Annotated in this window: 12 protein-coding genes; 3 read left to right on the top strand and 9 right to left on the bottom strand. The window is 67.9% G+C overall.

Annotated features, from left to right (window positions below; translation table 11 throughout):
* Positions 1–70 precede the first annotated feature (70 nt).
* The 6 genes from AruCF_RS12770 to AruCF_RS12745 all read right to left on the bottom strand — a co-directional run bounded on the left by AruCF_RS12770 (position 71) and on the right by AruCF_RS12745 (position 6,103).
* On the bottom strand, positions 71–1,801 hold the full coding sequence (locus AruCF_RS12770; protein ID WP_049073419.1) for an ABC transporter substrate-binding protein: 1,731 nt from the start codon (positions 1,799–1,801) through the stop codon (positions 71–73).
* Positions 1,802–1,912: 111 nt separating this feature from the next.
* Positions 1,913–2,221 carry a DUF2160 domain-containing protein gene (locus AruCF_RS12765; RefSeq protein ID WP_047992707.1) on the bottom strand — a complete coding sequence of 103 codons (309 nt, stop codon included), beginning with the start codon at positions 2,219–2,221 and terminating at the stop codon, positions 1,913–1,915.
* A gap of 16 nt (positions 2,222–2,237) precedes the next feature.
* On the bottom strand, positions 2,238–3,050 hold the full coding sequence (locus AruCF_RS12760; RefSeq protein WP_020927431.1) for a carbohydrate ABC transporter permease: 813 nt from the start codon (positions 3,048–3,050) through the stop codon (positions 2,238–2,240).
* Positions 3,043–3,933, bottom strand: coding sequence for a carbohydrate ABC transporter permease (locus AruCF_RS12755; RefSeq protein WP_006385278.1), 891 nt, complete (start codon positions 3,931–3,933; stop codon positions 3,043–3,045). The genes AruCF_RS12760 and AruCF_RS12755 overlap by 8 nt, the downstream gene beginning before the upstream one ends.
* Positions 3,930–5,018: an ABC transporter ATP-binding protein gene (locus AruCF_RS12750; RefSeq protein ID WP_049073418.1), complete on the bottom strand. Its 1,089-nt coding sequence runs from the start codon at positions 5,016–5,018 to the stop codon at positions 3,930–3,932. The genes AruCF_RS12755 and AruCF_RS12750 overlap by 4 nt, the downstream gene beginning before the upstream one ends.
* A complete protein-coding gene (locus AruCF_RS12745) occupies positions 5,018–6,103 on the bottom strand; it encodes an ABC transporter ATP-binding protein (RefSeq protein ID WP_049073417.1) in 1,086 nt (361 codons plus the stop codon). The genes AruCF_RS12750 and AruCF_RS12745 overlap by 1 nt, the downstream gene beginning before the upstream one ends.
* Before the next feature lie 230 nt (positions 6,104–6,333).
* Here AruCF_RS12745 and AruCF_RS12740 point away from each other — a divergent pair, with 230 nt between their 5' ends.
* Both AruCF_RS12740 and AruCF_RS12735 read left to right on the top strand, forming a co-directional pair.
* Positions 6,334–7,125, top strand: a complete 792-nt coding sequence (locus tag AruCF_RS12740; protein ID WP_049073416.1) for a DeoR/GlpR family DNA-binding transcription regulator — start codon at positions 6,334–6,336, stop codon at positions 7,123–7,125.
* A gap of 103 nt (positions 7,126–7,228) precedes the next feature.
* Positions 7,229–8,827: a glycerol-3-phosphate dehydrogenase/oxidase gene (locus AruCF_RS12735; protein WP_049073415.1), complete on the top strand. Its 1,599-nt coding sequence runs from the start codon at positions 7,229–7,231 to the stop codon at positions 8,825–8,827.
* Between the two features lie 176 nt (positions 8,828–9,003).
* On the opposite strand, the gene AruCF_RS12730 is transcribed toward AruCF_RS12735, so the two are convergent.
* The 3 genes from AruCF_RS12730 to curA form a co-directional block, all read right to left on the bottom strand.
* The gene (locus AruCF_RS12730; protein WP_049073414.1) at positions 9,004–9,618 is read right to left on the bottom strand and encodes an HD-GYP domain-containing protein; all 615 of its coding nucleotides are present in this window, start codon (positions 9,616–9,618) and stop codon (positions 9,004–9,006) included.
* Between the two features lie 129 nt (positions 9,619–9,747).
* Positions 9,748–10,428 (bottom strand): type 1 glutamine amidotransferase domain-containing protein, encoded by a 681-nt coding sequence (locus AruCF_RS12725; protein WP_049073413.1) that lies wholly within the window; start codon positions 10,426–10,428, stop codon positions 9,748–9,750.
* A 23-nt stretch (positions 10,429–10,451) separates the two neighbouring features.
* A complete protein-coding gene (gene curA / locus AruCF_RS12720; RefSeq protein ID WP_049073412.1) occupies positions 10,452–11,489 on the bottom strand; it encodes an NADPH-dependent curcumin/dihydrocurcumin reductase in 1,038 nt (345 codons plus the stop codon).
* 121 nt (positions 11,490–11,610) lie between these two features.
* Here curA and AruCF_RS12715 point away from each other — a divergent pair, with 121 nt between their 5' ends.
* A complete protein-coding gene (locus tag AruCF_RS12715; protein ID WP_049073411.1) occupies positions 11,611–12,396 on the top strand; it encodes a TetR/AcrR family transcriptional regulator in 786 nt (261 codons plus the stop codon).
* Positions 12,397–12,398: the final 2 nt, after the last annotated feature.

Below are 12,398 nucleotides of genomic sequence, written 5' to 3'. Positions count from 1 at the left end.
TACGTTTTTGCAATGAAAAAGCGCCACGGAAGCCGTGGCGCTTCGAGATGACGAAGATATCGCGCGGTGCCTACCGCACCTTCCCTTCCTTCCAGGCTTCCAGCAGCTTTTCGTACGCCACCGTTTCGCCCTTGGGCTTTTCATTGGCCAGCTTCTTCCACGGCGCATGCTGATCCGACAGCCATTTGTTCGGATCGCCCTTGGCGTTCAGCTTGGGCGCGCATTGCGCCATGCCGGCCCGCTCCAGCCGCGCCATCACCTGGTCCATTTCGTTGGCCAGGTTGTCCATCGCGGCCTGCGGCGTCTTTTCGCCGGTGACGGCGGTGGCGACGTTCTTCCACCACAGTTGCGCCAGCTTGGGATAGTCGGGCACGTTGTTGCCGGTCGGCGTCCAGGCCACGCGCGCGGGGCTGCGGTAGAACTCGATCAGGCCGCCGTAGTTGGCCGCGTTCTTGCTGAAGTAGTCGCTGTGGATGTCGCTGTCGCGGATGAAGGTCAGGCCGGTGATCGACTTCTTCAGCGACACCGTCTTGGCCGTGACGAACTGGGCGTAGAGCCAGGCGGCAGCCATCTTGTCGGGGTTGGTGGACTTGAAGAAGGTCCACGAGCCCACGTCCTGGTAGCCGTTCTGCATGCCGTCCTTCCAGTACGGGCCGTACGGCGACGGCGCCATGCGCCACTTGGGCGTGCCGTCCTCGTTGACCACCGGCAGGCCCTTCTTGGTCATGTCGGCGGTGAAGGCCGTGTACCAGAAGATCTGCTGCGCGATCTGGCCCTGCGCCGGCACCGGACCGGATTCCGAGAAGGTCATGCCCATGGCCTGCTGCGGCGCGTACTTCTTCATCCAGTCGACGTACTTGGTCAGCGCGTAGACCGCGGCCGGACTGTTGGTGGCGCCGCCGCGCGCCACCGAGGCGCCCACCGGCGTGCACTTGTCGTCGGCCACGCGGATGCCCCACTCGTCCACCGGCATGCCGTTGGGCAGGCCCTTGTCGGCGGCGCCGGCCATCGACAGCCACGCGTCGGTGAAGCGCCAGCCCAGCGACGGGTCCTTCTTGCCGTAGTCCATGTGGCCATAGACCTTCTTGCCGTCCAGCTCCTTGACGTCGTTGGAGAAGAAGTCGGCGATGTCCTCGTAGGCGGACCAGTTGGTCGGCACGCCCAGCTCGTAGCCGTACTTGGCCTTGAACTTGTCCTTCAGGTCCTGGCGCGCGAACCAGTCGGCGCGGAACCAGTAGACGTTGGCGAACTGCTGGTCGGGCAGCTGGTACAGCTTGCCGTCCGGCGCGGTGGTGAATTTGGTGCCGATGAAGTCCTTCAGGTCCAGGCCCGGGTTGGTCCATTCCTTGCCGGCGCCGGCCATGTAGTCGGACAGCGGCAGGATGGCGCCGTAGCGGTAGTGGGTGCCGATCAGGTCGGAGTCGGAGATCCAGCCGTCGTAGATGGACTTGCCCGACTGCATCGAGGTCTGCAGCTTCTCGACCACGTCGCCTTCCTGGATCAGGTCGTGGTTGACCTTGATGCCGGTGATCTCGGTGAAGGCCTTGGCCAGCACCTTGGACTCGTACTCGTGGGTGGTGATGGTTTCCGACACCACGTTGATTTCATTGACGCCCTTGGCCTTGAGCTTGGCGGCGGTCTCGATGAACCACTTCATCTCGGCCATCTGCTGGTCCTTGGACAGGGTCGACGGCTGGAATTCCGAATCGACCCACTTCTTCGCCTCCGGCTCGCCGGCCCAGGCCCCTGACGTACCGATCAGGGCGATGGCGGCCGCCATGGCGTGCATGCGCAATTTCATGACCTGTCTCCTCGATAAGTCCTCCCCTGTGGTGCTGCGGACTTCTGGCCGGGGAAGACACTGGCCGATCGTCCTTCCAAACCGCTGATATCGCGCGGGGTCTGCGCCCCGTCAGCCTTTCCTCATGATGAAGGCCAGCAGCAGCATGGACAGCACGAAGCTGATCCACACCGATGGCGGCTCATCCAGCGAAAACCATTCCACCGCCTTCTGCCCGAACCCCAGGAACGCCAGGTTGAGCCAGGCCGCGGCCATCAGGCCGATGAAGAGGCGGTCGCCCCGGGTCGTGCGCAGCGGCAGGAAGCCCTTGCGCTCGACCGTGGGCGATTTCAGTTCCCAGACCGTCATGCCCACCAGCATCAGCACGATGCAGGAGAAGAACACGGCGACGGGGGTGGTCCATACCATCCAGCTGAACATGTGGCGCCCTCCCCCCTCAGACCCGGCCCATCGCGAAACCCTTCGCGATGTAGTGCCGCACGAACCAGATGACGATGCCGCCGGGCACGATGGTCAGCACCCCGGCCGCCGCCAGCACGCCCCAGTCCATGCCCGAGGCCGAGACCGTGCGCGTCATGGTGGCGACGATGGGCTTGGCGTTGACCGAGGTCAGCGTGCGCGCCAGCAGCAGCTCGACCCAGCTGAACATGAAGCAGAAGAACGCCGCCACGCCCACGCCCGACTTGATCAGCGGCAGGAAGATCGTCAGGAAGAAGCGCGGGAACGAATAGCCGTCCACGTAGGCGGTCTCGTCGATCTCGCGCGGCACGCCCGACATGAAGCCTTCCAGGATCCACACCGCCAGCGGCACGTTGAACACCAGGTGCGCCAGCGCCACCGCCAGGTGCGTGTCCATCAGCCCGAACGAGCTGTACAGCTGGAAGAACGGCAGCAGGAACACCGCCGGCGGCGTCATGCGGTTGGTCAGCAGCCAGAAGAACACGTGCTTGTCGCCGATGAAGCGGTAGCGCGAGAACGCGTACGCCGCCGGCAGCGCCACGGCCAGCGAGATGACCGTGTTGATGACCACGTAGATCAGCGAGTTGATGTAGCCCGAATACCAGGCCGGATCGGTGAAGATGGTGCGGTAGTGCTCCAGCGTGAACTCGCGCGGCCACAGCGTCAGGGTGCTGACGATCTCGGTATTGGTCTTGAACGACATGTTCAGCATCCAGTACAGCGGCAGGATGGCGAACACCAGGTACAGCGCCAGGAAGGCGCCGCGCCACCAGGTGGATTGCTCACGCATTGGCGCGCTCCTCGTCGAAACCGCCGGTGGTGCCGGCGCGCTGCATCCAGTTGTACAGAATGAAGCAGAGCAGCAGGATGATCAGGAAGTAGATGATCGAGAACGCCGCCGCCGGGCCCAGGTCGAACTGGCCCACGGCCTTCTGCGTCAGGTACTGCGACAGGAAGGTGGTGGCGTTGCCCGGCCCGCCGCCGGTCAGCACGAACGGCTCGGTGTAGATCATGAAGCTGTCCATGAAGCGCAGCAGCACCGCGATCATCAGCACGCCGCGCATCTTGGGCAGCTGGATGTAGCGGAACACCGCCAGGCGCGAGGCGCCATCGATGCGCGCGGCCTGGTAATAGGCGTCGGGAATGGCGCGCAGGCCGGCATAGCACAGCAGCGCCACCAGCGGCGTCCAGTGCCAGACGTCCATCACCAGCACCGTGACCCAGGCGTCCAGGTCGTTGCCGGTGTAGTTGTAGTCCACCCCCAGCCACGACAGCGTCGCCCCCAGCAGGCCGATGTCAGTGCGGCCGAACACCTGCCAGATTGTGCCCACCACGTTCCACGGGATCAGCAGCGACAGCGCGATGATGACCAGCACCGCCGAGGCGCGCCAGCCGCTGGCCGGCATCGACAGCGCCAGCAGGATGCCCAGCGGGATCTCGATGGCCAGCACCGCCAGCGAGAAGCCGATCTGGCGCAGCAGCGCGCCGTGCAGTTCCTCGTCCTGCAGCACGGCGGCGAACCATTCGGTGCCGACGAACACGCGGCGCTCGGGCGAAATGATGTCCTGCACCGAGTAATTGACGATGGTCATCAGCGGCAGGATGGCCGAGAACGCCACGCACAGCACCACGGGCAGGACCAGGAACCAGGCCCGGTGATCGATCGGTTTCATCGGATCAGCTCCTCGTCGCGGTAGAAGCAGGTATGCGGATTGAGCGCCGACAGCCAGACCGTGGCGCCGGGCGCGATGGATGCCGCCTCGGTGCCCAGGCGGGCGCGCAGCGGCGCGCCCTCGAAGTCGGCCAGCAGCAAGGTGTAGGTGCCCACGTCCTGCACCCGTTGGACCGTGGCCGGGATGGCGCCGGGCGCGTTGGCGTCGGCCAGACGCAGGTATTCCGGGCGCACGCCCAGCTTGACCGGGCCGGCGTCGGCCAGCCTGGCCGCCATCGCATCCGGCACGCCGTCGACGCGGCGCTGGCCCACCATCAGGCCGCCGTCGCGCCACTGCGCCGGCAGGAAGTTCATGCCGGGCGAGCCGATGAAATGGCCGACGAAAGTGTGTGCCGGCCGCTCGAACAGGTCGTCGGCGCTGCCCACCTGCACCGCGCGGCCGCGCGCCATCACCATCACCTGGTCGGCGAAGGTCAGCGCCTCGGTCTGGTCGTGCGTGACGTAGATCAGCGTCAGCTTGAACTCGTGGTGGATTTCCTTGAGCTTGCGGCGCAATTCCCACTTCAGTTGCGGGTCGATCACGGTCAGCGGTTCGTCGAAAAGCACCGCCGACACGTCGTTGCGCACCAGGCCGCGGCCCAGCGAGATCTTCTGCTTGGCGTCGGCCGTCAGGCCGCTGGCGCGGCGCTCCAGCACGTGCGACATCTCCAGCATCTCGGCGATGCGGCCGACGCGTTCACGGATCTGCTTGGCCGGCACGCCGCGGTTGCGAAGCGGGAACGCCAGGTTCTCGGCCACGGTCATGGTGTCGTACACCACCGGGAATTGGAACACCTGGGCGATGTTGCGCGCCTGCGGCGTCTTTTTGGTGACGTCCCGGCCGTCGAACAGGATGCGCCCATGCGAAGGCCGCAACAGGCCCGAAACGCAATTGAGCAAGGTGGTCTTGCCGCAGCCCGAGGGCCCCAGCAAGGCGTAGGCGCCGCCGTCGCGGAAGGTGAACTTGAGCGGCAGCAGCGCGTAGTCCTCGTCGGCCTGGGGGTTGGCGACGTAGGAATGGGAGAGGTCCAGCTCGATCTGCGCCATCAGGCGATCCCTCCGCTGGCGTGGGGCCGCGCGGGGGCCGCCAGCAAGGCGCCGTCGGCGCCGAAGGCGTAGGTCTGGGCCGGGTCGAAGTACAGCGTCAGGCGCTGCTCCAGCGTGTAGCGATGCACGCCCGGCAGCTGCGCGACCACGTCGCCGGCGGCCGTTTCGGCGTGCACGAAGGTGTCGGACCCGGAGATCTCGGCCAGCTTGACCACGCCGTCCAGGCCGATGTGGCCAGGGCGCGCCGCAATGTCCAACGCACCCGCCCGCAAGCCGGCGGTGAGCGCCCCGCCCGCGCCCGGCGGCAGTGGCCGCGCGACCGCGATGCCGCCCTGCAGCGTGAAGCCGTCGGCGCCGCGCTGCGCGGCAAACAGGTTCATGGGCGGATCGCTGAAGGCGCGCGCCACCCGGATCGAATTGGGCCGGTGGAAGACCTCGGCGGTCGGGCCGTACTGCAGCAGTTCGCCCGCGTCCAGCACGGCGGTGTGGCCGCCCAGCAGCAGCGCCTCGCCCGGCTCGGTGGTGGCGTAGACCACGGTCGAGCGGCCCTCGGCGAACAGGGCCGAGAGCTCGTCGCGCAATTCCTCGCGCAGCTTGTAGTCCAGGTTGACCAGCGGTTCGTCCAGCAGGATCAGCGGCGCGTCCTTGACCAGGGCCCGCGCCAGCGCCACCCGCTGCTGCTGCCCGCCGGACAGTTCAGACGGATGACGGGCCAGCAGGTGGTCGATGTGCAGGCGCGCGGCCATGGCCCCGACCTTGTCGGCGATACCCGACGCGCCGCGCAGCTTGAGCGGCGAGGCGATGTTGTCGAACACCGTCATGGACGGATAGTTGATGAATTGCTGGTACACCATGGCGACGTTGCGCTGGCGCACCGGCACGCCGGTCACGTCGGCGCCGTCGGCCAGCACCCGGCCCTCGGTGGGCCGGTCGAGCCCGGCCATGATGCGCATCAGCGATGTCTTGCCTGCCAGGGTCACCCCCAGCAACACGGTCATGGCGCCTGGCACCGGGGCCAGGCTCATGGGATACAGGTGCGTCTGCGAGCCGGCTCGCAACGCAATCCTGTCCAGGGTCAGCTGCATCTGGTCTCCTCTGCCTTTAATACGTCCCCGGTTTATCAACCGGACTTCGGTACATCGGGTACAGCGGCCCTGCGAGCGCGCAAGAACGCGCCGGTTCGGGTTTTTCTTTCAGATCGCTTTCGTTTTTTGTGCGTTTTACTCAAGAAGCGAAAAAAATACAATCTTGCAGCGCGTCATTATTTTTCGCTTTTGTTGTTTTATGATGCGACTGTGACACTCCATACGCCAACATGACACTCAATCCCAGACAAAGCGCCTTGATCGAAATGGTTCGAGCCCAGGGCTCGGCCACGATCGAAGAGCTGGCCAAACGCTTCGACGTCACGCTGCAGACCGTGCGGCGCGACGTCAACATCCTGTCCGAGGCCGGCCTGCTGTCGCGCTTCCATGGCGGCGTGCGCATCGAAGCGTCGACCATCGAGAACATCGCCTACCGCAAGCGCCAGGGGCTGCACGCGGCCGGCAAGCAACGCATCGCCGAGGCCGTGGCCCGCGCCGTGCCCGATGGCTGCTCGCTGATCCTGAACATCGGCACCACCACCGAGGCCATCGCCCGCGCCCTGCTGCGCCACCGCGGCCTGCGCGTCATCACCAACAACCTGCACGTGGCCGACATCCTTTCCGACAACCCGGATTGCGAAGTCATCGTCGCCGGCGGCGTGGTGCGTTCGCGCGACCGCGGCATCGTCGGCGAGGCCACCATGGACTTCATCCGCCAGTTCCGGGTCGACATCGGCCTGATCGGCATTTCCGGCATCGAGTCCGACGGCACGCTGCGCGACTACGACTTCCGCGAAGTGCGCGTGTCCCGCACCATCATCGAACAGTCGCGCGAAGTATGGCTGGCGGCCGACAGCAGCAAATTCAAGCGCCAGGCCATGGTGGAACTGGCGCACATCTCGCAGATCGACCGCTTCTTCACCGACGCGCATCCGCAGGAACCGCTGGCGCAAGTGCTGCTGGACGCCGGCGTGCGCTGCGAAGTGGCCGCCGCGCCGAACGCGGCCAAGGTACCCGCCTGACCGGCTTGACCCGGCCCGCGGCACGGCGCTTGCGCCGCGCCCGGCCGGCACGAAAAGAAACGAACACCGCACCGAACCCTAGCGGCCCCGCCGCCCCACGCATATGAACCAACCGCTCGCCACCGTCACCCCGCCCGACCGCAATCGCCTGCTGGCGCAACTGGACAACACGCCCGCCTGGGACGTGATCGTCATCGGCGGCGGCGCGACCGGCCTGGGCACCGCCGTCGACGCTGCCAGCCGCGGCTACCGCACCCTGCTGATCGAGGCGGCCGACTTCGCCAAGGGCACCTCCAGCAAGGCCACCAAGCTGGTGCACGGCGGCGTGCGCTACCTGGCGCAGGGCAACATCAGCCTGGTGCGCGAAGCGCTGCACGAACGCGGCCTGCTCAACCGCAACGCGCCGCATCTGGTGTGGCCGCTGGGCTTCGTGGTGCCGGCCTACAACCTGCTGGACCAACCCTTCTACGGCATCGGCCTGAAGATGTACGACATGCTGGCCGGCAAGCTGAACCTGTCGCCCAGCCGCTGGCTGTCGCGCCGCGACACGCTGGCCAACGCGCCGACGCTGGCCGAGAACGTCAACGGCCGCGGCCTGAAGGGCGGCGTGCTGTACTACGACGGCCAGTTCGACGACGCGCGCCTGGCGCTGAGTTTGATGCGCACCCTGTTCGACCTGGGCGGCACCGCGGTCAACTACGTGCGCGCCACCGGCCTGACCACCACCGGCGGCAAGGTCGACGGCGTCACGGCGCAGGACGCGCTGGGCGGCGCCAGCTTCACGCTGCGGGCGCGCTGCGTCATCAACGCCACCGGCGTCTGGGTCGACAGCGTGCGCCGCATGGAAGACAAGAACGCGCCGACCATGGTGGCGCCCAGCCAGGGCGTGCACCTGACGCTGCCGCACGATTTCCTGCCCGGCAAGCGCGCCATCCTGATCCCCAAGACCGACGACGGCCGCGTGCTGTTCGTGGTGCCGTGGAACGGCCACACCATCGTCGGCACCACCGACTCGCCGCGCAACGACCTGCCGCTGGATCCGGAAGCCGGCGCCCAGGACGTCGATTTCATCCTGAGCACCGCCGCGCGCTATCTCAGCCGCAAGCCGACCCGCGACGACGTCACCAGCGTCTGGGCGGGCCTGCGGCCGCTGGTCAAGGCCACCGGCGACGCCTCGACAAAATCGCTGTCGCGCGAGCACACCATCCTGGTGTCGCAGGCGGGGTTGGTGACCGTGACCGGCGGCAAGTGGACCACCTACCGCCGCATGGCGCAGGACGTGGTCGACACCGCGATCCAGCACCAGTTGCTGACGCAGGCCAGCTGCCGCACCGAGTCGCTGGCGCTGCATGGCGCCAACGGCCTGGCGCCGTCCCAGGAACACGCCGGCACGCCGGACAGCTACTACGGCAGCGACCTGCCCGTGCTCAAGGCCCTGCCCGGCGCCGAGCGCATGCTGGTCAAGAGCAGCGGCCTGTCCGAAGCCCACGTGCGCTTCGCCGCGCGCTTCGAGCTGGCGCGCAGCGCCGAGGACGTGCTGGCGCGCCGCAACCGCGCGCTGTTCCTGGACGCCGAGGCCGCCATGCTGGCGGCGCCCGAAGTGGCGCGCATCCTGGCCGAGGAACTGGGCCACGACGCCGCCTGGCAGCAACGCACGCTGCAGGAGCTGGCCGGCGTGGCGGCGCACTACCGCCTGAAGTGAGGCGCTGAGGTGAGGCGCTGAATTCACACGCTGAATTCAAACGCTGAAGTGCCGCGCTGAAGCGGCGCGCGCGGGCGCGCCGTGATCGTCCCCACCCGCAACACCGCGCCCGCATGGCGCGGCGTTGTCGCATGGGGCCGGGGCAGCATCACACGACAAGCAGCCCCGCACAGGCCCTAGGGCACGCGCAGCGGGCTGGACTGGATCATGGTCTCGAACACGCGCAGCAGGTCGGGATCGCACTTGGATCCCGCTTCCACATTGAGGATGCGCATGATCTCGGCGTGCGTGCGCGCCGGATGATAGGGCCGCGCGTCCCCGAGCGCGTCGTAGGAATCGGCCAGTGAAATGATGCGCGCGTGCAGCGGGATGTCGTGGCCCGCCAGCCCCTCGGGATAGCCCGAGCCATCGAAATGCTCGTGGTGGTGGCGCACGGCCAGCGCGATGCGCTCGCGCTGCGGCATGTCGCTCTGCAGGATGATGTCCGCGCCGACGGCGGCATGCGACTTCATGATTTCCCAGTCTTCTTTTTCGAGGCGCCTGGGCGAGAACAGCACACGATCGGGCGTGCCGATCTTGCCCACGTCGTGCAGGCGGGCGGCAACGGCGACGGCCTGCTGTTCATCGTCGTCCAGGCCGCAGGCCCGGGCCAGCGCCACGCTCAGGGCGACGACGCGGTGGCAATGGCGGCCGGTGGCGGCGTCGCGGGCCCGCATGGCGGCGAACAGCGCCGCTTCGCAAGATCCGGCGGGAAACGCGGCGTCCGCGCTTGGGGGTACATCTGGAGGCATCGGTGTGAGCGCGCGCGGTTGCAACGGAACCGCGCGCTTGTGTCAGAAAGTATCAATTCTGACACAAGCGCGTGCGATTTCGGCGCGGTCGGCGCCTGCGCGCCGCCAGATCGGCGCTCGGCTACGCGGTCAACCCTTCAAGCGCTCCAGCAGCGCCTGCGCCACGCCGACCGACGAGGCCGGGTTCTGCCCCGTGATCAGCAGGCCATCGGAAACCACGTGCGGCTGCCAGTCGGCGCCCTTGCTGTAGAGGCCGCCCAACAGCGCCAGTTCATCTTCCACCAGGAAGGGCACGACGGCGGTCAACTGCACCGCCGCTTCTTCCGTGTTGGAAAAGCCGGTCACCTGGCGGCCCTGCACCAGCGGCTTGCCGTCGGCGGTCTTGGCGTGGCGCAGCACGCCCGGCGCGTGGCAGACCGCCGCCACGGGCTTGCCCGCCGCCAGCATGGTCTCGATCAGCGCCACCGACTTGGGGTCTTCGGCCAGGTCCCATAGCGGGCCGTGGCCGCCGGGATAGAACACCGCGTCGTAATCGGCGGCCTGCATCTCGGCCAGCCGGCGCGTGTTGGCCAGCCGCCGCTGCGCCTCGGCGTCCTGGCGGAAACGGCGCGTGTCATCGGTCTGGGCGTCGGGATCGTCACTCTTGGGATCGAGCGGCGGCTGCCCGCCCTGCGGCGAGGCCAGCGTCAGCGTGGCGCCCGCGTCCAGGAAGGCGTAGTACGGGGCGGCAAATTCCTCCAGCCAGAAGCCGGTCTTGCGGCCGGTGTTGCCCAGCGTGTCGTGGGAAGTCAGCACGATCAGGATATTCATGTTGCGCTCCTCATGTTGCGTTCCTATTCATCCGGCCCGACGCGCACGATGCGCTTGCCGGCGTTCTCGCCCTTGAGCAGGCCCATCAGCCCGCGCGGCGCGTTCTCCAGGCCATCGACCACGTCTTCGCGGTACTTGATGCGGCCGTCGCGCAGCAGCTCCTGCATGGCCGCGCGGAACTCGCCGAAACGCGGCGCGTATTCGTTGAAGATGATGAAGCCCTGCATCTTGATGCGCTTGGTCAGGATGGTGCGCATCAGCAGCGGCAGGCGGTCGGGGCCGTCGGGCAGGCTGGTGGCGTTGTAGGCCGAGATCAGGCCGCACACCGGCACCCGCGCGCGCGGATTGAGCAGCGGCAGCACGGCATCGAACACCGCGCCGCCGACGTTCTCGAAATACACGTCGATGCCCTGCGGCACCGCCTTGGCCAGCAGGTTGGCCATGGCCGGATCGCGGTGGTCGATGCAGGCGTCAAAGCCCAGTTCCTCGACCACGTAGCGGCATTTGTCGGGACCGCCGGCGATGCCGACCGCCTTGCAGCCATGGATCTTGGCCAGCTGGCCCACCACCGCGCCGACCGCGCCGCTGGCGGCGGCCACCACCACGGTTTCGCCGGCCTTCGGCTGACCGATGTCCAGCAGGCCCATGTAGCCGGTGAAGCCGGGCATGCCCAGCACGCCCAGCGAATACGACGGACGCTCGGGCGCCGAGCCCAGCTTGAGCAGGCCGCTGCCGTCGGAGACGGCGTAGTCCTGCCAGCCCGACTGGGACAGCACCCACTCGCCCACCGGATAGTCGGCGTGGCGCGAGGCCACCACCCGGGCCACGGTGCCGCCCACCATGGGCTGGCCGACCTGCACCGGCTCGGCGTATGAGGGCGCGTCGCTCATGCGGCCGCGCATGTAGGGATCGAGGGAAAGATAGACCGTGCGCAGCAGCAGCTGGCCCGGCCCGGGTTCGGGGACCGCGCCGGTTTCCAGGCGGAAATCGCTGTCGGCGGGTTCGCCGCGTGGCCGCGAGGCCAGGACGATGCGGCGGTTGAGGGAGGACGATTGCGGCATGGCGTGCTGACTCCTTCTGTTCCGGTTCGGCCATTACACCACCCCAGCCGCGCCGGCCGTCGGCCGACCCTGCCGGCTGCTCCCCCTTTTAATTAATTAAATACTTAATTAGAATCTGCCCATGCCTGCCAAGTCTTCCCCCGCGCGCCGTCCCGGCCGCCCCGCCCGTCCCGACAGCGCCGCCGTGCGCGACCAGCTGCTGGACATCGCCACCGACCTGTTCGCCACCCAGGGCGTGGCCGCCACCCGCCTGGCCCACATCGCCGAACGCGCCGGGTTCACCTCGGCCATGCTGCACTACTACTTCAAGAGCCGCGACCAGTTGCTGGACGCCGTGGTGCTGGAACGGGTGGTGCCGGTCATCGGCTACGTCTGGAGCCCGGTGCCGCAGACGGCGCGGCGCCTGGACGGTTCGGCCGACACGGCGCGCATCGTCATCACCGAGATCGTCTCGCGCATCGTGCGCTGCGGCACCGACCGGCCCTGGCTGCCGGCCCTGTGGATGCACGAGGTCGTCAACGAAGGCGGCCAGTTGCGCGAGCGCGTGCTGCGCCACCTGCCGGCCCAGCGCCTGCAGGTGTTCGCCGGCCTGATCGCCGACAGCCAGCGCGCCGGCGCCATCACCCCGGGCGTGGAGCCGCGGCTGGTGTTCCTGTCGATCCTGGGCCTGACGCTGCTGCCGCTGGCCACGTCCAGCCTGTGGCGCCGCATCTGGCAGAACGATCCGCGGGTCCAGGCCATCGACCACGACGCCATTGCCGCGCACGCCATCGCCATGCTCACGGGCGGGCTGTTTTCCCCGCCAGCCCCGGCGCCCGACGCCCCCGGCACGCCCGCCGCGCCGGCACAGCGGACCCGGCGCGCCAAGCCGGCCGCCATCACCGAACCGCCCGCCACAGGACGCTGACC

The sequence above is a fragment of the Achromobacter ruhlandii genome (assembly GCF_002082135.1).
Lineage (GTDB): Bacteria > Pseudomonadota > Gammaproteobacteria > Burkholderiales > Burkholderiaceae_B > Achromobacter > Achromobacter ruhlandii.
The sequence above is the reverse complement of the archived record's forward strand: the minus strand, read 5'-3'. Positions and strand labels throughout refer to the sequence as shown.

What these genes read in the sequence shown, in the direction of transcription:
- AruCF_RS12770 (WP_049073419.1), bottom strand. Translation starts at nt 1,801, where the DNA reads ATGAAATTGCGCATGCACGCCATGGCGGCCGCCATCGCCCTGATCGGT.
- AruCF_RS12765 (WP_047992707.1), bottom strand. Translation starts at nt 2,221, where the DNA reads ATGTTCAGCTGGATGGTATGGACCACCCCCGTCGCCGTGTTCTTCTCC.
- AruCF_RS12760 (WP_020927431.1), bottom strand. Translation starts at nt 3,050, where the DNA reads ATGCGTGAGCAATCCACCTGGTGGCGCGGCGCCTTCCTGGCGCTGTAC.
- AruCF_RS12755 (WP_006385278.1), bottom strand. Translation starts at nt 3,933, where the DNA reads ATGAAACCGATCGATCACCGGGCCTGGTTCCTGGTCCTGCCCGTGGTG.
- AruCF_RS12750 (WP_049073418.1), bottom strand. Translation starts at nt 5,018, where the DNA reads ATGGCGCAGATCGAGCTGGACCTCTCCCATTCCTACGTCGCCAACCCC.
- AruCF_RS12745 (WP_049073417.1), bottom strand. Translation starts at nt 6,103, where the DNA reads ATGCAGCTGACCCTGGACAGGATTGCGTTGCGAGCCGGCTCGCAGACG.
- AruCF_RS12740 (WP_049073416.1), top strand. Translation starts at nt 6,334, where the DNA reads ATGACACTCAATCCCAGACAAAGCGCCTTGATCGAAATGGTTCGAGCC.
- AruCF_RS12735 (WP_049073415.1), top strand. Translation starts at nt 7,229, where the DNA reads ATGAACCAACCGCTCGCCACCGTCACCCCGCCCGACCGCAATCGCCTG.
- AruCF_RS12730 (WP_049073414.1), bottom strand. Translation starts at nt 9,618, where the DNA reads ATGCCTCCAGATGTACCCCCAAGCGCGGACGCCGCGTTTCCCGCCGGA.
- AruCF_RS12725 (WP_049073413.1), bottom strand. Translation starts at nt 10,428, where the DNA reads ATGAATATCCTGATCGTGCTGACTTCCCACGACACGCTGGGCAACACC.
- curA (WP_049073412.1), bottom strand. Translation starts at nt 11,489, where the DNA reads ATGCCGCAATCGTCCTCCCTCAACCGCCGCATCGTCCTGGCCTCGCGG.
- AruCF_RS12715 (WP_049073411.1), top strand. Translation starts at nt 11,611, where the DNA reads ATGCCTGCCAAGTCTTCCCCCGCGCGCCGTCCCGGCCGCCCCGCCCGT.